Genomic DNA, 22,862 nt, shown 5'->3' with positions numbered 1-22,862 from the left:
AAAAGGAGATGATTTAGTGCAGTGAATAACACATTTCGTGCTGTAAAGGCTAAAGCCAGATCAAGAAATATAACTTCGAACCTTTCCCAGGTAACTTCGGCTTACGGGTATTTCAAGTTCATTCTTCAGAAGTAAAAGGGGAGAAGGAGAAGTACTTAGCTCCGAGGCCATCTTCATATTAACTATGGCTTTACGGTGTACCCGAATGAACGGACGTTGCAGTTTATCTTCCAAAGTCTTTAAACTACTTCTCATGGTATACGATTTTCCGTCTTTTAAATGAACCTTAACGCAATAATCGTCTGCTTCAATCCAAACTATATCTTCCACCAGAATTATTTTACGTTTGTTACCAATCTTGATATTCAGGATAGAGGTTTTATCGTCCATCTTTAGTTTCAGCTGGTTGTAAAGTTTCAGGTTCACATCCTTGATCTCTGATAGTTCCTGCATTTTGATATGCAATTTCTCATTCTGGAAGTAAAAATGAAGGATGATGGCGATCGCACTGTATCCTAGTATGTATATGGGTGCCTTCTGAAAAATGAAAAACACCAGATATTCGTTGACAAACAACACCAACTCGAACGTATTATCGTGTAACAGTACTTGAAGAATCGATATTAGTACGATGTTGACCGCAACCAGGAAGATAATGAACAAGCCGTATTTCAGAAAATAACCAAAACCGAAAGTTTTACGGATACTTTGTCGCTGAGCATATCGAAAGAGAAAAAGCCCCAGGAGTAACCATAAAATCCATCGATAAGCCTGAGCCTTTAACACATCAAAAAATGTGACCCCTTGGGCAAGATCGTATTTTCGAATGTAAAATAACTGCTGAAAGGTTTCGAAGGCAATAGCCATGATCAACAAAAGAATGATAATGACCAGGCTGCGTTTGGGATTGGAAATAGACTTCATGAATAACATTCTGAAAAATAACAAAAAAGCCTCTTTAAAAGAGGCCTTAATTAAACTATTCTTCCGAAGCGGTGTCCGCTTCCTCTTCATCGGCATCCCAGCCTACCATAAAATATTTAAAGGTGGCGGTATCGGGAATTTGCGAAGCTTCAATCTTCGCATTGTAATTGTACCGGATGTTTTCGGGTAATTGTTTCTTATCAATGGTTATAAAAACATCGCTGTCTTTGATAAAGATCACAACCGAATTGATAGCATTCTCGATAGCGGCGATCTCATAGTTTGCTTTAAGTTCACCAAAAGTACTTCCTTTACCCAGGCCTTTATCTGTGATATAGCGCTCGTCGAAGATCTGGATATTGGTGATCACCGAGTTAGGATCTTTTTCATCTTCGGGAGATAGTAACATGAGTTTCTTCCCGCCTTTTTCGTAGATCTCGACCTCTCCCTGCGTCTCAGGGGCATCTTCGATCTGCCCAACTTTTACTATAGAATCGTTAGCGAATATCGAATCCAGTTGTTTCATCTGGGTCTTTTTATTGAGTTGTCCTATACTTCCGTTTCCTATTAAGAAAGGATCTGTTTCTTTACCACATTGAGTTAATAATACGGCAACGATGGACGCAAATAATAGTGCTTTTTTCATTGAGTTACTTATTATGTTGTTTGTGAGTTTATAATCTTTATTTAAGCATTTTCGTGAGTATCCCCAGGACGCTTCGTATAACCGTGGGGCTGGTGAGTACTTTTTCCAGGGAACTTTTACCGCGTCTTCTCGTGGTGGTTCTGCTGCGCCCCGTGCTGGATCGCTGTGCCTCCTTTTGTTCTTTTAGAGCCTTTTCTTTGGCTTCTTCCTTATTTGCTGTTTCTATCTTTTTGTTGAGTAATTCGTATGCGCTTTCCCGGTCCAGTTCCTCGTTGTACTTCTTAATGAGTTTAGACTCGCCCAGCAGATCCTTTATTTCATCGTCTTCTAATACATCCATCCTGCTCATGGGTGCGCGTAGCAGGGTTGCTGCCAGGGGGGTAGGGATCCCTTTTTCATTAAGAGCAGAAACCAGGGCCTCTCCAATTCCCAGAGACGTTAATACTTCGTCTGTTTTATAATATTCCGAGATCGGGTAATTCTCGGCTGTAAGTTTTATTGCCTTTCGATCCCGCGCGGTAAATGCTCTCAGCGCATGTTGGATCTTTAAACCTAACTGACTCAATACAGCATCCGGAACATCGGTTGGGTTTTGCGTTACAAAATACAACCCTACGCCTTTCGATCGAATTAATTTTACAATACTCTCAATCTGGTCCAGCAACGCATCACTAGCTTCTTTAAATATCAAATGAGCTTCGTCTATGAAGATCACAAGTTCCGGCCTTCCACTATCGCCCTGCTCCGGGAACGTACTGTATACTTCGGCTAAAAGGCATAACATAAAGGTTGAGAATAATTTAGGTCTATCCTGAATATCGGTTAGGCGGACGATATTGATATATCCCATTCCATTTTCATCCACTCGAAGCAGATCGTCTGTGTCGAAGGATTTTTCTCCGAAAAAGAGATCCCCGCCCTGTTGTTCAAGTTCGACGATCTTTCTTAAAATAGCTCCAGAGGATGCCGGAGATATACGGCCGTATTCCCTAGCTATCTCTGCCTTGCCTTCTTCGGTGGCATACTGGAGAATTTTCTTAAAATCCTTAAGGTCCAGCAAGGGTAATTTGTTATCGTCACAATATTTAAACAGAATAGAGATGATTCCAGCCTGTGTTTCTGAAACGCCCAGGATCCTGGAGATCAAGACCGGACCAAATTCACTTACTGTGGCTCGTAGCCGAACTCCGTTTTGTTTAGATAAAGTAAGGATCTCTACAGGAAATTTTTTAGGTTCGAACGGGATGCCGATCTTGGCATGCCGCTCATCGATCTTGGGATGTCCCGGACTTGGCTGCGCGATCCCACTTAAGTCGCCTTTCATATCCATAAGAAGCACAGGAATTCCTTTCTCTGATAGATTTTCGGCCAGTACCTGGAGGGTTTTGGTCTTACCCGTTCCCGTAGCACCGGCTATAAGTCCGTGTCTGTTTAATGTTTTTAGCGGAATTCTAACGAGTGCGTTCGTTACTGCTTCGCCATCAAGCATACCCGCACCAAGAGTGATCGCATCACCTTTTGTCTTGTATCCGTCATTGATATGATCGAAAAATACCTGAGTATCTGCCATTATTCAAATTTTGGTTAAAAATAGCGATTGTGCCTAAGCTATTGAAATATTCTTTACTTTAAAATCTAAATTTTTAGATTATGAAGACCATTATTTCAAGAATTTTTGCCCTACTGTTATTTGTTCTCTCTATTTCCTGTGAAGATTCACCTTCGCATACCGAGGACAACGGAATTGTACTGCCGTCGGGATTCGAATATCACCTCGATGAACCGGAATTCTCTGCGGCACAGCCCGGGACAGATCCGCGAGAGGCTTTTAGTAAGATTGTTAAAGTAGGTGAAATGTATTTTCTTTCCGGACAGATAGGGAAGGACCTTGCTACTAACCAACTCGTGCCAGGTGGTATTGAGGCTGAGACCCGGCAGGCTATAGAGAATATCAAATTGGTGCTGGGCGAGCATGGTGTGTTGATAGAAAATGTGGTCAAGGTGACGGTGATCCTGGATGATATTGAAGATTTCGCAGCCTTTAATAAAATCTTTATGGAGTACTTTCCACAAAAACCGGCACGTACCACCTTTGCTGCCGAATCACTGGCTAAAGGAGCTAAAATTGAAATAGAAGTTATCGCTGTTCAAAAACCTATTTAAGCATATTGATCGCGTAATTCTTAATTTGTAACACTTATCTTTGCGGCCTATGCAGGAAGAGATACAAATCCAGGTTGAAAAGGGCCTTATGCTCCCGTTGATGGAAGAGTTTTACACCATTCAGGGAGAAGGTTATCACAAGGGAACAGCAGCTTATTTCATTAGAATAGGAGGATGTGATGTGGGATGTCACTGGTGTGATGTAAAAGAGAGTTGGAACCCGGCGATTCATCCCCCAACAGGAGTTGGTCAAATTGCCGATAATGCCGAAAAGTTTTCCAAAACCATCGTCGTGACGGGCGGAGAGCCACTTACCTGGGATATGGGGCCGTTAACAAGGCTTTTGAAAGATAAAGGATTAGATGTCCATATTGAGACTTCAGGGGCTTACCCACTTACAGGCAAATGGGATTGGATCTGTCTTTCGCCAAAGAAGATCAAGTTGCCGGTGGATGAGATATATCCCCTGGCCAACGAATTAAAAGTGATTGTATACAACAGGGATGATCTGCGCTTTGCCGAGGAGCAAGCTCTAAAAGTTTCAGAAAAATGCCTGCTTTATCTTCAGCCCGAATGGAGCAAGCGGGATACGGTGATGCCGCTAATTGTGGATTATGTTATGGCTAATCCCAAATGGAAGGTTTCCCTTCAAACTCATAAATATTTAAACATCCCCTGATAGTTACCAGAGGATGTTTCATCTAAAGAAATCTACTATTTCGTAAAAGGGATCTTTACACGGGTGGTTCCCCAGCCCAGGTGCATGTCCACCCCATTGTCGCTCTCTTCGAAAGAAATGGCAAAAGCCTCTATGCTTTCTTTGGCCTTAGTGGCCGGAACAGTAATTCTGGCGACATCATTTGCCTCATTATATGAATAGGATCCCCAAACATTAAGATCGCTGCTAATAATTGCAGTCCACTCATTCTCTCCAGGGATGGTATAAAAAGTGTAAGTGCCAGCCTTTACTGTTGTGTTCCCTAGTTTCATATCTGTATACAGGGTGAGTTCTGTAGCTTCGTTTGCACCGGTACGCCAAACGTTACCCGGTTTAGCCAGGGAAGCCACTTCGCGGCCCTTGAGTTGCGGGCGGCTATAGGTAATTTTGATCAATTTGTCCGATACTCTGTAACTGGAAGGATAAGCGGCTACATCCATTGGGCTCTTATCAAGATCGGAGAATTTTTGGGCATATAAAGTGTCTGAAATGGTGAGACTTAATGCCAATACAATTAAAAAAAGGAATTTTTGTTTCATAATAGTGTTTTTAAGATGGTGAAAGTTACATTAAAACTTTCCCCTTCAAATATAAATTTGTGTGAAAGTTTACTTAAAAAACGGGCTTAACTTGGTGGTATCAGGCCGTTGTTTCCAACTGTATAAAATCAGGCTGAAAATATAGTGCTGAAACGACAATTTTTTTCACAAAAACTTGTTAATAACTTAACAGCTTAAATACGCCGAAACCCTATATTTTATTAGGGGTTTTGTTATATTTGTTTGTTATCGAAAATCTGAAAAAATTACCTAACATATGAAGGACGAGAAAGAGATAAAAGTATATGGTGCGGATAGCATTCAGGCACTGGAAGGAATGGAGCATGTACGCATGCGCCCCTCTATGTATATCGGGGATGTAGGCGTGCGTGGTTTGCATCATTTGGTGTATGAGGTTGTAGATAATTCCATCGACGAGGCTATGGCCGGTTATTGTGATACCATCGATGTCTGGATTAATGAGGATAATTCAATTACTGTAAAAGACAATGGCCGGGGTATTCCGGTGGATATGCATAAGAAAGAAGGAGTTTCTGCTCTGGAAGTGGTAATGACCAAGATAGGGGCCGGAGGGAAGTTCGACAAGGATTCTTACAAGGTTTCGGGAGGATTGCACGGGGTAGGTGTTTCTGTGGTTAACGCCTTGTCCGGTAGCCTTAAGGCAACAGTGTATCGCGATGGAAAGATATGGGAGCAGGAATATGAGCGTGGGAAGACCCTGTATCCGGTAAAATCGGTTGGTGAAACAGACTACCGTGGGACTTTGGTTACCTTTAAGCCCGATCCACAGATCTTTCAGCAAAGCCTGGAATATAACTACGATACCTTATCCAATCGTTTACGTGAATTGTCCTTCCTGAACAAAGGCCTTACAATTACCCTTACCGACAAACGCAATAAGGATGATGACGGTGAGTTTGTTCATGAAACTTTCCACTCTGAAGAAGGACTCAAGGAATTTATCCGTTATCTGGATGGAAACCGTGAACCGCTCATCGCAGATGTGATCTCCATGGAAGGTGAGAAAAACGATATTCCCGTGGAAGTTGCGATGGTGTATAACACCTCCTTCAACGAGAACTTACACTCTTATGTAAATAATATCAACACCCATGAAGGGGGAACCCACCTTTCGGGTTTCCGAAGAGGACTAACTACTACTTTAAAGAAGTATGCAGATAATTCCGGGATGCTGGACAAACTCAAGTTCGATATTGCGGGAGATGACTTCCGTGAGGGACTTACAGCTATTGTTTCGGTAAAAGTAGCCGAACCACAGTTTGAAGGCCAGACCAAAACAAAACTTGGAAACAGGGAAGTTACTTCGGCGGTGAGTCAGGCCGTTTCAGAAATGCTTGAGAATTACCTGGAAGAACATCCAAACGATGCTAAAACCATTGTACAAAAGGTTATTCTCGCTGCGCAGGCACGCCATGCAGCGCGAAAAGCTCGTGAGATGGTACAGCGAAAAACCGTGATGAGCGGTGGTGGCTTACCTGGTAAATTATCAGATTGTTCTGAACAGGATCCTGAGAAATGCGAAGTATTCCTCGTGGAGGGAGATTCGGCAGGTGGTACTGCCAAGCAGGGCCGGGACAGGAACTTCCAGGCCATATTACCGTTACGTGGAAAGATCCTCAATGTTGAGAAGGCTATGCAGCACAAGGTATTTGAAAATGAAGAGATCCGTAATATTTTTACGGCTCTTGGGGTGACCATAGGAACCGAGGAAGACAGCAAAGCACTTAACCTGGAAAAACTGCGATATCACAAGATTGTGATCATGTGTGATGCCGATGTGGATGGTAGTCATATTGCTACCCTTATCCTTACGTTCTTTTTCCGGTATATGAAAGATCTTATCGAAGCGGGGCACGTATATATTGCAACCCCGCCTTTATATCTTGTTAAAAAAGGTGCCAAGAAAGCCTATGCATGGAATGATAAGGAACGGGACGCTTTGAACGAAGAATATGGCGGAAGTGCCACCATTCAGCGCTATAAGGGTCTTGGTGAAATGAATGCCGAACAGCTTTGGGAAACCACTATGAAACCGGATAACCGAACCCTCCGACAGGTAACCATAGATAATGGTACCGAAGCAGATAGGGTGTTCTCTATGCTAATGGGAGATGAAGTACCACCTCGTAGAGAATTCATCGAGAAAAACGCGGTTTACGCAAATATAGACGCATAGCAAATCCTTCGTATAGACAAATTGCCCTGCCTTTGTGCGGGGCTTTATATTTTAAGGGATTCTCAAGTGAATATCAAATAGATAATTGTATTTTTGCAGCGCAAAATTTAATCATTAAATTAAAATATTTATAACATGAAAGTAACTGTAGTTGGAGCAGGTGCAGTAGGTGCAAGTTGTGCCGAATATATTGCGATCAAAGACTTTGCAAGTGAAGTTGTTTTACTCGATATCAAGGAAGGATACGCCGAAGGAAAGGCGATGGACCTGATGCAGACTGCCTCTCTTAATGGATTCGATACTAAGATAACAGGAACCACGAACGACTATTCGAAAACTGCAAATAGCGATATTTGCGTGATCACTAGTGGTATACCCAGGAAGCCGGGAATGACTCGCGAAGAACTCATCGGGATCAATGCCGGGATCGTAAAAACAGTATCGGCCAGCCTTATCGAACACTCTCCAAATACAATCATGATCGTGGTAAGTAACCCTATGGATACTATGACCTACCTGGTACATAAAACAACCAGTTTACCAAAGAACCGAATCATAGGGATGGGTGGAGCACTGGATAGCGCACGTTTCAAATATCGTCTTGCAGAAGCTTTAGGAGCTCCTATTAGCGATGTTGACGGTATGGTGATTGGTGGCCATAGCGATAAAGGAATGGTGCCGCTAACGCGTCTGGCAACCCGAAATAGTGTGCCTGTTTCAAAATTTATTTCTGAAGAAAGATTGACCCAGGTAATGGAAGATACCAAGGTTGGGGGTGCGACGCTAACCAAACTTCTAGGTACATCAGCGTGGTACGCGCCAGGTGCTGCAGTTTCCGGCCTGGTTCAGGCAATCGCTTGCGACCTGAAGAAAATGTATCCTTGTTCAACGCTTCTTGAGGGTGAATACGGGCTGAATGATCTGTGTATTGGTGTACCGGTTATTTTGGGTAGAAATGGTATTGAAGAAATCGTTGAGATTGAATTAACCCAGGCGGAAAAGGATCATATGACAGAAAGTGCCGAAGGTGTTAGCAAGACAAACGCCTTGCTCGAATTGTAATTTAAGTATTTCATATATTTACAAAAGCTGCTAATTAGCAGCTTTTTTGTTTTAAAATATTTATATGCTTCGGAAATTATTACTGCTTAGTTTATTGATGATTAGTTTAACCTTCGTCAGGTGCAATTTAACCGCTCAGAAAGCCGATAAAAGAATTACGGCGATACTGATGTTGGATAGGGTTGATCCTTCCGAAAAGGAGCTGCAAGAGGCAATCGATCTGCTGAAAAAACGATTTCAGAAGCTGGGAAACCCCATCAACCAGATAACAGTAGTTTCCGAAGAAAAAATAAGAGTTGTGATCGAAACTGCCGCCGAAGTAGAGGCAGTTCAGAAATTTTTAACCACCTCTGCTAATCTGGAATTCTATAATACCTATAAAACAGAGGAGATGATGCCCTTTGTTTGGGCCGCTAATAAGTGGCTGGAGAATTACAATCCATCGGTTGAAAATCCAATTTTGTCCAGGATCAGCATGCCTAATTTCGATTACGGTGCCGAAATGTTTCAAGTTAAGCGCTCCGATACTGCCCAGATCTTCCAATATTTAAAGATGCCGGAAATTAGAGCTTTGCTCGAAAGAGGGAAAGGTGATACGAAATTTCTGTCTGGTAAGCTTAACCCGGATTCTAATATGGTGTCATTTTATGCTGTGGATACTGATAGTGGAATTGCACCCCTTGACGGAACCTATGTTACCGAAGCTTCCTTGGCTTATAATGCCATAGGAAAGCCAACCATCTATATTACCGTTAATGCGGAGGGAGCCGAAATTTGGGCAGAAATGACGGGATCGGCCTACGAACGGGGATCCCAGATCGCTATAGTGATAGATGATATTGTGTATTCAGCCCCCGGGGTTGTGGCCGGCCCGATAACAGGTGGCAGGTCTGAAATAGCGGGCGATTTCACCGAAGCGGAAGCTCAGGAACTCGCGGTACTGATCGGTTCGGGAGCTATCCCTAAAATGAAGCTTTTGGAGATTTCTTCCGAACCTATAAAATAGTGATTGGATAATCTTCGATGAACGGATTGTTCTATTTACTTGTGAATCAGTATGTTTTATTGTGAATAATTAACTTTTTCCATAACCTTGGCCATAGCATTCCCCCTTGGTTTTTGTTCAGATTTTAAAAAGAAAATAATTGTCATTTCCTTTTTGAAAACCTATATTTGCACGTTTTTAAAACCATATAAATACCGATAGAATGCAAAATAAAGGACTAGTTACCGCATTTGCTATAATCTTTGGACTGGTAAGTTTATACCAGCTTTCTTTTACATTTATAGCGAATAAAGTCGAGGGTGACGCAGAGGTTTATGCAAAGAATATGTTTGACGGGAGTGAACCGGAAGAACGTATTGAGGCCGAGACAAAATATATAGATTCTGTTGCCAACGACCCGGTTTTTCTTGGGTTTAGCTATAATGATGCCAAAGAAAAAGTACTTAATAAAGGACTAGACCTTAAAGGTGGTATCAATGTGATCCTTCAGGTTTCTGTAGAAGATATCCTGCGAGGATTGGCGAACAATTCGAAGGATCCCGCATTCAATCAGGCGTTAGAGAACGCTAAAGAACTTCAGAAGAATAGTCAGGACACATATCTCGAATCCTTTTTCAAGGCATTCGAGGCGATCCCGGGAGATAACAAACTTGCCTCCACCAGTATCTTTTTCAATAAAAACCTTGAAGACGATATAGATCGGGACGATACAAACGAAGAAGTACAAGCCGTGCTTACGCGTAAGGTGGATGAAGCCATGGTTTCTGCCTTCGAAGTATTGAGAAAACGTATCGATAAATTTGGTGTGACCCAACCAAATTTACAGCGATTAGGTAACTCCGGACGTATCCTGGTAGAATTACCTGGTGCCAAGGATATCGAAAGAACCAAAGCCCTTATCACGCAAACAGCGCAGTTGGAATTTTGGGAAGTATATCAGGTAGATCAGCTTCAAAACTTTCTAATTAGTGCAGACGCTAAACTAAAAGAAGTTCTGGCTCCTGAAGTAGAAGAAGAGGCTCAGGACTCTACAGCTACAGACACAGATACCGATGGGATCGAGGATCTTATTGGAGGTGAAGAGGTTGATGAGCAGGCCGATCCGGCTAAAGCCAATCCTTTACTGTCTAAATTTATTTCCTTCGGAAGAAGCGGTACTCCGGAAATCGCGAGTGTTCGTACCACAGATACCGAAATTGTACTGGAGTATCTGCAGAATCCTCAGGTTGTGCAGTTGTTACCCAACGATCTGCGATTTGTGAAATTTGTATGGGGTATTGAAAAGACCTTAACAACTACAGATGGTGAGACTGTTGCCTACCAGGATCTTTACGCGCTAAAACGTGATCGTACACTTGAGCCACCATTGAGTGGAGGAGTAGTAACAGATGCCGCGCAGTCTTACGATCAGGCGGGCCGTGTTTCTGTAGATATGCAGATGAACGGGAAAGGTGCTAAGATCTGGGAAGATATGACCGGCGCAGCATTCTCAAATGGAACTCAGATTGCCATAGTACTTGATGACATTGTATATTCGGCTCCTGGAGTTAGCAGCGGGCCAATTGCCGGTGGACGAAGCTCCATTACTGGAGATTTCAGTATTAATGAAGGTCAGGATCTTGCGAACGTACTTCGTGCGGGTAAACTACCTGCCTCTGCCGACATCATTCAGGCAGAATATGTTGGGCCAACATTGGGTCAGGAAGCCATAGACAGTGGTGTACTTTCTTTCCTACTAGCTTTAGGATTCGTACTGCTGTGGATGATTTTCTATTACGGAAAGGCCGGTATTTTTGCCGACATCGCACTTGTAGTGAATATTCTTTTCATCTTTGGGGTTCTTGCAGGGATTGGAGCTGTACTCACATTACCCGGGATCGCTGGTATAGTATTGACCATCGGTATTTCGGTGGATGCAAACGTACTTATCTTTGAGCGGATTAGAGAGGAACTGGCAAAAGGAAAGGCGCAGAAAGATGCGATAAAGGATGGTTTCAACAATGCCTTGTCTTCCATCCTTGATGCGAATATAACAACAGGACTTACCGGCTTGATACTACTCGTATTCGGGACAGGTCCTATTCAGGGATTTGCCACTACCTTACTTATTGGTATTTTAACGTCTCTGTTCACCGCGATCTTCATCACAAGATTGTTTATAGATAGTTATACTAAAAACGGGAAACCGTTACCATGTTCTACTTCATTTACGAAGAACTTGTTCAGAAATGTGAATATTAGTTTCCTTCAGAAGCGAAAGATCGCCTATGTGATTTCGGGACTATTAATTCTTACCAGTTTAGGTTCATTATTTACAGTTGGACTTAACCAGGGGGTGGATTTCGTAGGAGGAAGAACCTATACGGTTCGATTCGATAAAGATGTCAATGCCACTGAGATCGAAAACGACATGGTAGCAACCTTTGGAAGTGCAGAAGCAAAGACTTACGGGGGTGATAACCAATTAAAGATCACCACAAAATATAAGGTAGATGATACAGGGGAAGAAGTAGACACCGAGATAGAGAGAATGCTATTTGAGGGACTACAGCCTAATTTACCTGCCGGAATGACCTACGATCAGTTTATTAGTGACGATGAAGGTAAGGAGGTAGGACGAATGCAGTACTATAAAGTAAGTCCAACCATTGCAGATGATATAAAGAAATCGTCGTTCTGGGCTGTGTTAGGTTCGCTGGCAGTAGTGTTCCTGTACATATTGTTACGATTTAGAAGATGGCAGTTCAGTTTAGGTGCTGTAGCTGCGGTATTCCATGATGTGCTTATCGTACTAGGGATCTTCTCTCTAACCTATAAGATCATGCCATTTAATATGGAGATCGACCAATCGTTCATCGCGGCAATTCTAACAGTTATTGGTTACTCGTTAAATGACACGGTGGTTGTATTCGACCGTATTCGTGAATTCTTTAATGAGCACGGTAGCTGGAAAATGAATAAGATAATCAACAGTGCGCTTAACAGTACGTTAAGTCGAACGTTAAATACCTCCATGACAACACTCATAGTGTTATTAACCATCTTCTTACTGGGAGCCGAATCTATCCGTGGATTGATCTTCGCGCTTATAGTTGGGGTGGTAGTTGGTACTTACTCATCTCTGTTCATTGCAACACCGGTATTTTTCGATACGGTTAAAAAACGAGGGATCGACCTTAGTGATAAGAAAGACGAAGAAGAGGAAAACGAAAAGAAATAATTTTCCGAATGTATATAAAATAAAAACCCACTGTAAATCAGTGGGTTTTTTTATTTCTGCTAGTAGGCAGGCTAATTGATAACCCGCCACCGAATCTTATCGCCGGGTTCCAGAGTCCATTGATCGCTAAGCCCTGCATTTACTTCCAAAACCAACATGGCTGGTGCTTCCGATGGCAATGAAGTTTGATCTAGAGGTTGGGCATTCTTCTGAATACTCACAATCTCATTCTTACTGTTTATAAAAATGATATCCAGCGCGAATTCGGTATTTTTCATATAGAAAGAACGACGTATCTCATCATCAAAAACAAACAACATGCCCCGGTCATCCTGCATGCTTTTTCGATACATCAGTCCGGTTTCAGTTTCGTAGGCATCATCTGCGATCTCAATATCCAAAGTAGCCACAACAGAGTCTGTTTCGGCTTTCATAAGTGATAGCTCACCCTCCTTCTTAAAACTTACTTCTTTAGTTAGTGATTGTTTTTCCTGAGTTTTCTTACAACTATTCGTTGTAAGAATAGCGGCAAGAACAGCCGCTGCCAATACTATTCTTCTCATGGCGTAAATTTCTTATTTTTCGATTGTAATAGAATAAATATCCCGACAATAATAAAGGGTATACTTAACCATTGTCCGGTATTGAGGAACCATTCAGCCCTTTCATCCACCTGTGCTTCCTTAAAGAACTCCACGATCACGCGGGTAGAAAAAAGCAGGATAAGAAACCAACCAAATATGTATCCCAGATTTTCTTTTTTCGAAGTTTTCCAATAAATGTACCAAAGTATCAGGAAGGTGATCAAGTAACCGGTGGCTTCGTATAATTGTGTTGCATGTCGATATGGAATACTTTCAAGTATTTCTGCAAATTTAGGATCGTTTGCAATGGCGTTATAAGCAGCGTTTGGATCGTTCAGGCCTGTTAATTTCATCGCAGTTTGTGGGTGCATATCGTCTGCATTTCGCACTAACCTAACTCCCAGTGGGGAATCACCTACCGGACGACCAACGATTTCAGAATTCATAAAATTACCCAGACGTACAAATACTGCGCCTATAGAAACGGTAATGACCACTCGGTCGAAGATCCACAAGACAGGAAATTTTAGTTTTTTCCGGTTGTAGTAGATCAAGGCAATGATGATCCCGATCGCAGCACCGTGACTTGCAAGACCGCGGAAGCCTGTAAATTCGAATTCTGGTACAGTCTTAAATGGGAGAATCACAGAGAGAGGGTCCTCGAGTATGGTCTCAGGTTCGTAGAAAATTACATGGCCCAGACGCGCGCCTACCAGAATGGCAACCACCATATAGATAAATAAACTATCCAGTTTTTCCATGGATATGTTTTCATTCTTAAAGAATCGTTTCATAATAAACCAGCCTACAATAAAGGCAATCACATACGATAAACTATAGAAACGAATCATGAAAAACCCAAGGTCGATACCTTCGATCGGGTTCCATGTAAAACTCAGGAAGTGCATATTTCGGAATTAGAAAATGTAGTGTAAATATAGAAAAGACAATGCTAAACCTCGTTAATAATTCCTTATTCTTTTTCAGAATCAGGAACCGGATCGTATCCACTTCCGCCCCATGGATTACAACTTATAATCCTTTTGGCAGATAGCCATCCTCCTTTTAAAAGTCCGTGTCGCTCCAACGCTTCTACAGTGTATTGAGAGCAGGTAGGGGTATAGCGGCAGCTGGATGGAAAAATAGGTGATATAAATCGTTGATATCCTCGTATTAATAAGATAAAAGGATATATTAGAATTTTCTTCATCACCTTAGAAATTAAACTGTAGAACAGTAATTTAGATTTAATTCAGGGAGTAAGTCGTCCCATCTTTACCGTCCTTAAGCTGAATACCAATTTCCTGTAATTCATCTCTAATACGGTCACTCGTTCCAAAATCCTTTTCGGCTCTTGCCTTATTGCGCAGTTCGATAAGAAGGTCGATGGTTCCCGATAGTTTATTTGTTTCACTATTTCCTTCTGAAGCGATATCGAGTAACCCCAGCACATCGAAGATAAAATCGTGCATCGTCTCCTCAAGTAGCTTCAGATCTGCTTCGGTGATGGTCGCGTTTCCTTCCTTTAATGCATTGATCTGTTTAGCAGCCTCGAAAAGTTGCGCGATGAGAATGGGGCTATTGAAATCATCGTTCATAGCGTCATAGCAAGATTGTCGCCATTCAGAAACATTAAAGGAACTGCTGTTTGAAGTGGGCAGACCTTCCAGGCTTCTATAAGCGTCCATTAATCTGTTATATCCTTTTTCTGAAGCCTCAAGAGCATCGTTCGAAAAATCCAGGATACTGCGGTAATGCGCTTGGAACATAAAAAATTTTGCCACAGTGGGCGCAAAAGCCTTACTTAACACATCATTTTCTCCGGAGAACAACTCATTAGGCAAAATGTTGTTTCCTGTGGATTTTGCCATTTTCTTACCGTTAAGTGTAAGCATGTTAGCGTGCATCCAGTAATTTACAGGATTTATTTTATTTGAAGCCTCTGCCTGTGCGATCTCACATTCGTGGTGTGGAAATTTCAGGTCCATTCCCCCTCCGTGAATATCGAAATTATTACCAAGATATTTGGTACTCATGGCAGTACATTCTAAATGCCAACCGGGAAAACCATCACTCCAGGGAGACGGCCAGCGCATTATATGCTGGGGTTCGGCTTTTTTCCATAATGCAAAATCCTGCGGATTCTTCTTTTCACTTTGCGAAGCAAGTTCACGGGTGTTGGTGATCATGTCTTCCAACTGCCTTCCGCTTAACTTACCATATTGGTGATCGGTGTTGAACTTCATCACATCGAAATACACCGAGCCGTTGATCTCATAGGCGTATCCTTCAGCAATTATATTTTCAACAATTCGTATTTGTTCAATAATATGCCCAGTAGCTGTTGGTTCAATACTAGGTGGGTGGGCGTTGAACCGGGCCATAACATTATGAAAATCCACCGAATACTTCTGCACCACTTCCATGGGCTCCAATTGTTCGATCCTGGCCTTTTTCAAGATAGGATCTTCTCCGCTCTCACCGTCGTTTTCCAGATGGCCGGCATCTGTGATATTTCGAACGTATCTTACCTTATAACCTAAATGCTTCAGATATCGAAAAACCAGATCGAAAGAAAGAAAAGTCCGGCAATTCCCCATATGTACATTGCTGTATACTGTAGGTCCGCATACATACATTCCCACAGCACCTTCATGTATTGGAGTAAATTTTTCCTTCTTTTTGGAAAGAGAATTGTAAATGAACAATTCCTGTTCTTCGTATAGCTTCATTTCGATCGCATTCAATTAAAACTGGAAATTACTTCAGAATCTACCCTTAAAATTCGGTGTCTAAATTAATATAATCAAGAAAATCTCGCCTTACATTCGGATCTTTGAATTTTCCGCCGAATTCACTGGTAACCGTACTACTGTCGATATCACGGATTCCACGGGAATTAACGCACAAATGCTTGGCGTCTATCACACAGGCAACGTCCTTGGTTTGCAGAATATGTTGTAGTTCTTCCACGATCTGCATTGTTAGCCGTTCCTGTACCTGCGGGCGTTTAGCGAAGTAATCCACGATACGGTTCATCTTAGATAATCCCACAACTGTACCATTCGAAATATATGCTATGTGTGCCTTTCCAACGATAGGTAATAGATGATGTTCGCAGGTAGAATACAAGGTGATGTTCTTTTCCACCAGCATTTCACCATATTTATATTTATTCTCAAAGGTGGAAGCTTTGGGTTTTCTATCCGGATGAAGGCCGCCGAAGATCTCCTGAACAAACATTTTTGCTACTCGGGTAGGGGTTCCTTTCAAACTATCGTCTGTAAGGTCTAACCCAAGGGTATTCATTATATTCCGGACGTCTTCCTTGATCTTTGCTATTTTTTCAATATCACTTAACTCAAAGGCATCAGACCGTAACGGAGTGTCCGTAGAAGAGCCCACATGGTCGTTCCCCATGGCCTCAATTTCTCTGAGTTGTTTCTCCAAATCCATACGCTTTTTATTATTAACGAACTGCAAAGATAGGTATTCGGTACATGCTATGAAAAGCAGCTTCTTAGTATTTTAACCTCATTAGATTAACAATTTCCTAAAATTTTCTTAATTTTCAGGCCTTATACCCCTATTACCGATGAAAAAGAGAATCCCCATAAATCTGCTTTTGCTACTGGCATTGCTATGTTTTAACCTGAACCTGAACGCACAGGGCCCCGGATCGTTGTTTGTTGATGCCGGCCCTGACGTAACTGCAGACTGTGCCGTTGGCGGCTGTGCAGACATCACTGCTACCTTCCTGCAAACATTCGATACCTCCGGATTAACATATAATGTTAGTTCGATTCCTTACAATCCGCCATTCCCTTTTAACGGGCTGGCCAACTCACTAAACCCGAATATCGACGACGCTTGGTCTTCTGTAGATACCTTGCCTTTCGATTTTTGCTTCTTTGGTGATCTCGAGACCGAGTTCCAGGTAGGTTCCAATGGTGTGATACGATTCGATGTAGATCCACTCGACACGACCAATGCATGGGCATTTACCCAGGATTTACCTAATAACACCAACCCCACACTTGGTGAAGCAAACGTGTTTACACCGGTCCACGATATAGATCCGTCTGCTTCAACGACAGAAGAAATAGGCTACGAAGTGCTGGGAACATTCCCAAACAGGGTGCTTGTAGTATCTTATTACGAAGTGCCTATGTTTTCGAGTTCGTGTAATTCGTTACTGGCAACCCATATGGCTGTATTTTATGAGTTCTCCAATGTTGTGGAAATATATATACAGGATAAACCAACCTGTAGTACCTGGAATAGTGGTAATGCAGCGATAGGAATTCAGAACGATGCAGGAGATACAGCATATGTTCCACCCGGACGAAATACTTCCGATTCTCCATGGACAACTTCCAACGAAGCATGGAGTTTTGCACCTACTGGCCCTCCAACCTATGTGTTTGGCTGGTATGATAGTACCGGGACTTTAATTTCAAACAGCCCAACTATAAATGTATGCGTAACCGGTACCGAAACTTTCGAAGCCAGAGTAACCTGGACCAACACCTGTAATGGTGATATGGTTACATTGTCCGATTTTGTAGATGTTACTTCAACGGCGCCCTTTACAATAGACCTGGGACCTGATGTTACAACTTGTAGCTCTAACGATATTATCCTAAATGCAAATCCGGGAATCCCAGATTTGTCCTATGAATGGTTTATAGATGGGATATCTCAAGGACCTTCTACAGTAAACGATGATACGTTTACGGCAATGGCTCCTAATTCGGGGGTTTACTCTGTAGAAGTATTCGACCCACTCGATCCCACCTGTATTACCGGAGACTCCGTACAGATCGATTTCTTATTTCAGCCTGTTGCCAACCCGGCAGATGATCTGTTTATATGTGATGATGGTGTAAATATGGGGATTTTCGATCTTACCCAAAATGATGCGGTTGTTCTGGGAGGACAAAATCCTGCTAATTTCAATATAACGTATCACAACTCCATGGCCGATGCCAATACTGGAGCAAATCCTATAGCTACTCCGGCTGCCTATCCTATTGCAACTCCACCTGTGGAGACTATTTGGGTTAGAATAGAAGACCTCACAGGAACCTGTTTTGATGTGGACGATTTTATCATTCAATTTCAGCCCGCTATGGCAGGGCCAATGACCGATATTGTTACCTGTGATGATGATGCAAATGGTATAGTTACTCTTGATCTTGTTCTACTGAAGAACCCTGAAGCATTAAACGGGCAGAGCCCCAGTCTGTATAGTGTGTCCTATCACCCAACACAGGCTGATGCAGATGCGAATACAAATCCGCATCCCAATCCTTATGATGTTACGGCACCTTCGGAAACAATTTTTGTAAGAGTAGAAAACAATGCTACGCCCACTTGTTATGCAACCGATAGTTTTGTGGTAGATATATTCGAAGCTCCACCAGCCAATGTACCTACACCTTACGAGGTATGTGACGATATTCCAAACGACGGCTTTGCCGAATTCGATCTTACATCCAAGGACCTTGAGATAACAGGAGGAAACCCTAATGCAGTTGTAAGTTATCATTTCAGCTTTGCCAACGCTCAAGCCGGTACCTTCCCACTTGCCAGTCCTTATACGAATACAGTTCAAGGATTCCAAACAGTATATGCACGTGTAGAGAATATTAATAATCCAGACTGCTTTAATATAGTCCCACTGGATCTGGTGGTTAATGATTCCCCTGCCATTACAGACCCCATTAGTGATTATTTCATTTGCGACAACGACGGTGATGGGATAGAGATTTTTGATCTCACGAGCAAGGATGCTGAGATTTTGAACATTTTGGTCAATGTCACCCTTACCTATCACCAGAGTCAGCCTGAGGCTGAGGCTGGGTTGAATCCTATCATGCCTGCCAATGCTTATGGCAGTGGTGGTGAGGTGATCTGGGTACGGGGTGAGAACAGTGCGGGTTGTTATACGGTGGGTAGTTTTGGTTTGATCTTGGGCAGTATTCCTTCTTTTGTTGAAGTACCTGTTTTCGAGCAGTGCGACAATGATGGGGATGGGGTAGAGGATTTCGATCTAAATATGCAGAATGCCACGATCGTGGATGGTAATTTGGCTTTGAGTGTAAGTTATCACCCCACCCAGGTGGATGCCGATGCCAACACCAATCCTTTAGCGATTCCTTATACCAGTGCGGGTGAGACGATCTATGTACGTGTGGAGGATAACATGACGGGTTGCTACGGCACCTTTGCGATGGATCTGGTGGTTGTGATGGCCCCTGAGATCTTTCAGCCTGATCCGTTAACCTATTGTGATGATGACAATGATGGTTTTGGGGAGTTTACCCTTACCGATGCCGATGAGGATGTGGTCAACGGGAACCCTTCGGGTAATTTGGTGGTGAGTTACCACGAGACCCTTGCCGATGCCCAAAACAATGTCAATGCGCTGGTGAGTCCTTATGCCAATGTGGATCCTTTTCTACAGACGGTCTATGTACGTCTTACCGATATTGCTACGGGTTGTTATTCGACCACGACCCTGCTCCTTATTGTTCAGGATTCTCCTTTGATCAACGATCCACAGCCTTTGGTGGTTTGTGATGATGACAACGATGGTTTTGCCTTGTTTGATCTCACCCAGGCCGAGGCTGAGATTTTGGGGTCGTTGAACCCGAGTGATTATACGATCACCTATTATGAGGATCCGGCCCTTAGTATTGCCATTGTGAACACCACGGCCTATCCGAACCTGTCTAATCCCCAGACGATCTATGTGGTTGTTGAGGATATCAGCAACGGATGTCAGGGTCAGACGACCTTAGAGTTACAGGTGAACCTGCCACCTCAGATCAATGCGCCTACTCCTTTGGAGCTATGTGATGTAAACAATCCCGGGGATGAGATGGAGCCCTTCAATCTGGAGAGTAAGACCTTTGAGATCACCGGTGGTGATCCGGGTATTGTGATCACCTATCACGAGACCCAGGCAGATGCCGATACGGGAGCCAATGCGTTGAGCAGTCCGTATGTCAATCAGGTTCCTCAGCCTCAGACGATCTACATTCGTGCTGTGGGGGCCACCACGGGTTGTGTGACCAGTCAGGGTTTCACTTTGGATCTGGTGGTCAATCCGGTTCCTTCTCCTGTGACTCCTACGCCCTTGGAGGTTTGTGATGCGGACAACGATGGTTTTGCGCTTTTCGATCTCAACAGTAAGAATACGGAGATAGCCGGCGGGGAGTTGGTGGCGATCACCTATCATGAGACTCTGGCCGATGCCCAGGCGGGTATTTTTGCGTTATCGAGTCCGTATCAGAATATTGTATCGGGATCTCAGACGGTTTATGCACGAGCGACCTATTCTCCTATCAATCCTCCTCCTTTCAACACGGGTTGTTACCGCGTGGTTGAGTTAGAATTAATTGCGGTTCCCACCCCTGTGGTTCCCTTAACGTTAGATCCTTTGGTGATCTGTGATCCTGAGGGCAATGGGGTAGAGACCTTCGATCTTACGCTTCAGGATGCTGCTGTATTGGGCAGTCAGGATCCTGGTGAGCATACGATCACCTATCATGAGAGTTTGGCTTCTGCACAGGCGGGTACGCCTTTTATCGGCACGCCTACGGCCTATCAGAATACGTCTAATCCTCAGACGATCTGGGTACGATTGACCCACAATGGCAGTGGTTGTTTTGCCATTACCTCCTTTGAGCTTCAGACGCCTGAGGGTCCTGGAGTTACCCAGCCCACTCCTTTGAGTGTGTGTGATGATGTGGGTGAGCCCAATGATGGTGTTACCTTGTTTGATCTCACGGTAAAGAACGATGAGATCACCGGTGGTGTATTGGGCGTTGGGGTACAGTACTATGAGACCCTGGCCGATGCGCAGAACAATACCAATGCGATCGATCCTGCGACGGCCTATGAGAATATAAGCAATCCCCAGACGGTTTTTGTACGGGTTACCGACGGCAACAGTGGATGTGTGGATACCACGGTGAGTTTAACCCTTCGGGTCAATGCCAATCCTGAGCCGGGTACTCCGGAGGCTCTTTCGCTCTGTGATGTGAATGATCCGGGGGATGGGATGGAGGTTTTCGATCTCACCCAGGCCGCCTTACAGATCACCGGGGGTAGTCCTTGGGATCTGACCTATCATGAGAGTTACCAGGAGGCCTTCGACGGGCTCAATGCGATAGTGGATCCTACCATGTATACCAACACCAGTAGTCCTCAGACGATCTATGTACGGGTAGAGAACAATACGATTCCTGAGGGATGTTTTGAGATCGTTGAGTTGGTGTTGATCGTTGATCCTCTTCCGGATGCTACGGCTGTCATTACGCCTCTTATTTTGTGTGAGGTACCTTCGGATGGATTTGGGTTGTTTGATCTAAGCTCTAAGATCGAGGAGATCTTGGGGGGGCAGGATCCCGGGATCTTCCAGGTGAGTTTCTATGAGAGTCAGGCGGAGGCCGATGCGCAGCTCAATCCGATCTTAAACACCACTTCGTATCCAAACACGACCAATCCTCAGACGATCTATGTGGGGATCTTAAACAGTGATACGGGTTGTTATATAGCCCAGCAGAGTTTTGAGATCGAGGAGCGCGAGGGTGCAGTGGCCACGACTCCCGATCCGTATATTATATGTGACAATGTGGAGCCAAATGACGGTCTGGGGGAGTTTGTTCTGGACGGCAGTACTGCGGAGAGTCAGGTGGTGATCGACCAGATTTTGGGGGGTCAGGACCCTTCGGTCTATCTGTTGAGTTTCCATCCTACCCTGGAGGATGCTCATGCCAACACCAATGCATTGGGCAGTCCATTTGCCAATACGATCAACCCGCAGCTGATCTACGCCCGGGTGGAGAACAGTGGCACGGACTGTTATGATATTACCCAGGTGATCTTAAAGGTAGAGGAATTACCGGAGGTATTTTTGGAGGAGAGTTATCGCCTGTGTGTGGATGCCAATGGCAATCCGATTCCCCAGGAGGAGGGATCTTTATCGCCCCCTGTGATCGATACGGGTCTGGATCCTGCTCTTTATAGTTTTGAATGGTTTATCGACGGACAGTTGCAGTTGGGTCAGGACGATCCATCGATCGTTGCTCTTAGTGGTGGCACCTACAGTGTGATCGTTACCGAGAACAACAGTGGCTGCAGCACCGAGGCTGTTACGACCGTTACCATATCGTCTCCGCCCCTTGCATGGGATGCACAGGTGGTTACACCTGCCTTTGCGGGCGCCCATGCGATCCAGGCTACGGCCGAGGGATTGGGGGAGTATAGCTTCCAGCTGGACGATGGTCCTTTCCAGAGTGAGGGCTTGTTCGAGGGGGTATTACCGGGGATGCACCTGGTAACGATCAAGGATGTTAATGGTTGTGGTAGTGTAACGGTAGAGGTGAGTATCATCGACTATCCTCGTTTTGTCACTCCCAACCAGGATGGCTATCACGACACCTGGAACATCATCGGGATCGCCGGTGGTGACCCTACGGCAAAAATTTATATATTTGACAGGTTCGGCAAGCTGCTTAAGCAGTTGAGTCCTTTGGGAGAGGGCTGGGACGGCACCTATAACGGAAACCCGATGCCCTCGAGCGATTACTGGTTTTTGGTGGAATACACCGAAGATGAAACCCGAAAAGAGTTTAAAGGACACTTTACCCTAAAACGATAACGTCCATCCCCATACTTAATAAAAAAAAGCCACTCATTGAGTGGCTTTTTTTGTTAAGCTTATCGACGCAATTTGATTTTTATCCATGAAATCAGGATTTAAAACTAAA

At 43.7% G+C, this 22,862-nt stretch carries 16 protein-coding genes; 7 read left to right on the top strand and 9 right to left on the bottom strand.

The features are described 5' to 3' along the window. Nucleotides 1-60: 60 nt before the first annotated feature. Genes C5O00_RS01995 through C5O00_RS01985 form a run of 3 tightly spaced genes read right to left on the bottom strand, consistent with a single transcriptional unit; the run spans nt 61 to nt 3,140 of the window. Nucleotides 61-924, bottom strand: coding sequence for a LytR/AlgR family response regulator transcription factor (locus C5O00_RS01995; RefSeq protein ID WP_158676756.1), 864 nt, complete (start codon nt 922-924; stop codon nt 61-63). 55 nt (nt 925-979) lie between these two features. Beyond that, the gene (locus C5O00_RS01990) at nt 980-1,570 is read right to left on the bottom strand and encodes a hypothetical protein (protein ID WP_105214450.1); all 591 of its coding nucleotides are present in this window, start codon (nt 1,568-1,570) and stop codon (nt 980-982) included. 37 nt (nt 1,571-1,607) lie between these two features. Continuing rightward, entirely contained in the window at nt 1,608-3,140 is a 1,533-nt protein-coding gene (locus C5O00_RS01985; RefSeq protein WP_105214448.1) for a helicase HerA-like domain-containing protein, read from the bottom strand. A gap of 80 nt (nt 3,141-3,220) precedes the next feature. Here C5O00_RS01985 and C5O00_RS01980 point away from each other — a divergent pair, with 80 nt between their 5' ends. Further along, nucleotides 3,221-3,733 (top strand): RidA family protein, encoded by a 513-nt coding sequence (locus C5O00_RS01980; protein ID WP_105214446.1) that lies wholly within the window; start codon nt 3,221-3,223, stop codon nt 3,731-3,733. Nucleotides 3,734-3,782: 49 nt separating this feature from the next. Then, nucleotides 3,783-4,412, top strand: a complete 630-nt coding sequence (locus C5O00_RS01975; protein ID WP_105214444.1) for a 7-carboxy-7-deazaguanine synthase QueE — start codon at nt 3,783-3,785, stop codon at nt 4,410-4,412. Between the two features lie 35 nt (nt 4,413-4,447). Here the strand turns inward: C5O00_RS01975 and C5O00_RS01970 are convergent, their stop codons facing one another. Then, entirely contained in the window at nt 4,448-4,990 is a 543-nt protein-coding gene (locus C5O00_RS01970) for a DUF2911 domain-containing protein (RefSeq protein ID WP_105214442.1), read from the bottom strand. A gap of 277 nt (nt 4,991-5,267) precedes the next feature. On the opposite strand from C5O00_RS01970, the gene gyrB reads away from it, so the two are divergent. The 4 genes from gyrB to secDF all read left to right on the top strand — a co-directional run bounded on the left by gyrB (nt 5,268) and on the right by secDF (nt 12,496). Further along, nucleotides 5,268-7,208, top strand: a complete 1,941-nt coding sequence (gyrB, locus tag C5O00_RS01965) for a DNA topoisomerase (ATP-hydrolyzing) subunit B (protein WP_105214440.1) — start codon at nt 5,268-5,270, stop codon at nt 7,206-7,208. Nucleotides 7,209-7,343: 135 nt separating this feature from the next. Continuing rightward, on the top strand, nt 7,344-8,270 hold the full coding sequence (mdh, locus tag C5O00_RS01960) for a malate dehydrogenase (protein ID WP_105214438.1): 927 nt from the start codon (nt 7,344-7,346) through the stop codon (nt 8,268-8,270). A 64-nt stretch (nt 8,271-8,334) separates the two neighbouring features. Continuing rightward, on the top strand, nt 8,335-9,276 hold the full coding sequence (locus tag C5O00_RS01955) for a SecDF P1 head subdomain-containing protein (RefSeq protein ID WP_105214436.1): 942 nt from the start codon (nt 8,335-8,337) through the stop codon (nt 9,274-9,276). Nucleotides 9,277-9,478: 202 nt separating this feature from the next. Continuing rightward, a complete protein-coding gene (gene secDF / locus C5O00_RS01950; protein ID WP_105214435.1) occupies nt 9,479-12,496 on the top strand; it encodes a protein translocase subunit SecDF in 3,018 nt (1,005 codons plus the stop codon). Nucleotides 12,497-12,567: 71 nt separating this feature from the next. Here the strand turns inward: secDF and C5O00_RS01945 are convergent, their stop codons facing one another. The 5 genes from C5O00_RS01945 to folE form a co-directional block, all read right to left on the bottom strand. Beyond that, complete coding sequence (locus tag C5O00_RS01945; RefSeq protein ID WP_105214434.1) at nt 12,568-13,059, bottom strand: DUF192 domain-containing protein; 492 nt, start codon at nt 13,057-13,059, stop codon at nt 12,568-12,570. Further along, nucleotides 13,056-13,988 (bottom strand): prolipoprotein diacylglyceryl transferase, encoded by a 933-nt coding sequence (gene lgt / locus C5O00_RS01940; protein ID WP_105214433.1) that lies wholly within the window; start codon nt 13,986-13,988, stop codon nt 13,056-13,058. The genes C5O00_RS01945 and lgt overlap by 4 nt, the downstream gene beginning before the upstream one ends. A gap of 65 nt (nt 13,989-14,053) precedes the next feature. Next, nucleotides 14,054-14,290, bottom strand: coding sequence for a membrane protein insertion efficiency factor YidD (gene yidD / locus C5O00_RS01935; RefSeq protein ID WP_105214432.1), 237 nt, complete (start codon nt 14,288-14,290; stop codon nt 14,054-14,056). Between the two features lie 37 nt (nt 14,291-14,327). Continuing rightward, the gene (cysS, locus tag C5O00_RS01930; protein ID WP_105214431.1) at nt 14,328-15,812 is read right to left on the bottom strand and encodes a cysteine--tRNA ligase; all 1,485 of its coding nucleotides are present in this window, start codon (nt 15,810-15,812) and stop codon (nt 14,328-14,330) included. A gap of 46 nt (nt 15,813-15,858) precedes the next feature. Beyond that, complete coding sequence (gene folE / locus C5O00_RS01925) at nt 15,859-16,536, bottom strand: GTP cyclohydrolase I FolE (RefSeq protein WP_105214430.1); 678 nt, start codon at nt 16,534-16,536, stop codon at nt 15,859-15,861. A 139-nt stretch (nt 16,537-16,675) separates the two neighbouring features. Here folE and C5O00_RS01920 point away from each other — a divergent pair, with 139 nt between their 5' ends. Next, nucleotides 16,676-22,753: a T9SS type B sorting domain-containing protein gene (locus tag C5O00_RS01920; RefSeq protein ID WP_105214429.1), complete on the top strand. Its 6,078-nt coding sequence runs from the start codon at nt 16,676-16,678 to the stop codon at nt 22,751-22,753. Nucleotides 22,754-22,862: the final 109 nt, after the last annotated feature.

Source organism: Pukyongia salina (assembly GCF_002966125.1).
In the GTDB taxonomy this organism is placed as follows: Bacteria; Bacteroidota; Bacteroidia; order Flavobacteriales; family Flavobacteriaceae; genus Pukyongia; species Pukyongia salina.
This window is presented reverse-complemented; position numbering and strand designations above follow the sequence as displayed.

Excerpts from the sequence above, each read along its gene's own strand:
- lgt (WP_105214433.1), bottom strand. The coding sequence starts at position 13,988 with ATGCACTTCCTGAGTTTTACATGGAACCCGATCGAAGGTATCGACCTT.
- C5O00_RS01955 (WP_105214436.1), top strand. The coding sequence starts at position 8,335 with ATGCTTCGGAAATTATTACTGCTTAGTTTATTGATGATTAGTTTAACC.
- secDF (WP_105214435.1), top strand. The coding sequence starts at position 9,479 with ATGCAAAATAAAGGACTAGTTACCGCATTTGCTATAATCTTTGGACTG.
- C5O00_RS01980 (WP_105214446.1), top strand. The coding sequence starts at position 3,221 with ATGAAGACCATTATTTCAAGAATTTTTGCCCTACTGTTATTTGTTCTC.
- C5O00_RS01990 (WP_105214450.1), bottom strand. The coding sequence starts at position 1,570 with ATGAAAAAAGCACTATTATTTGCGTCCATCGTTGCCGTATTATTAACT.
- gyrB (WP_105214440.1), top strand. The coding sequence starts at position 5,268 with ATGAAGGACGAGAAAGAGATAAAAGTATATGGTGCGGATAGCATTCAG.
- yidD (WP_105214432.1), bottom strand. The coding sequence starts at position 14,290 with ATGAAGAAAATTCTAATATATCCTTTTATCTTATTAATACGAGGATAT.
- C5O00_RS01985 (WP_105214448.1), bottom strand. The coding sequence starts at position 3,140 with ATGGCAGATACTCAGGTATTTTTCGATCATATCAATGACGGATACAAG.
- C5O00_RS01975 (WP_105214444.1), top strand. The coding sequence starts at position 3,783 with ATGCAGGAAGAGATACAAATCCAGGTTGAAAAGGGCCTTATGCTCCCG.
- C5O00_RS01920 (WP_105214429.1), top strand. The coding sequence starts at position 16,676 with ATGAAAAAGAGAATCCCCATAAATCTGCTTTTGCTACTGGCATTGCTA.
- mdh (WP_105214438.1), top strand. The coding sequence starts at position 7,344 with ATGAAAGTAACTGTAGTTGGAGCAGGTGCAGTAGGTGCAAGTTGTGCC.
- folE (WP_105214430.1), bottom strand. The coding sequence starts at position 16,536 with ATGGATTTGGAGAAACAACTCAGAGAAATTGAGGCCATGGGGAACGAC.
- C5O00_RS01945 (WP_105214434.1), bottom strand. The coding sequence starts at position 13,059 with ATGAGAAGAATAGTATTGGCAGCGGCTGTTCTTGCCGCTATTCTTACA.
- C5O00_RS01995 (WP_158676756.1), bottom strand. The coding sequence starts at position 924 with ATGAAGTCTATTTCCAATCCCAAACGCAGCCTGGTCATTATCATTCTT.
- C5O00_RS01970 (WP_105214442.1), bottom strand. The coding sequence starts at position 4,990 with ATGAAACAAAAATTCCTTTTTTTAATTGTATTGGCATTAAGTCTCACC.
- cysS (WP_105214431.1), bottom strand. The coding sequence starts at position 15,812 with ATGAAGCTATACGAAGAACAGGAATTGTTCATTTACAATTCTCTTTCC.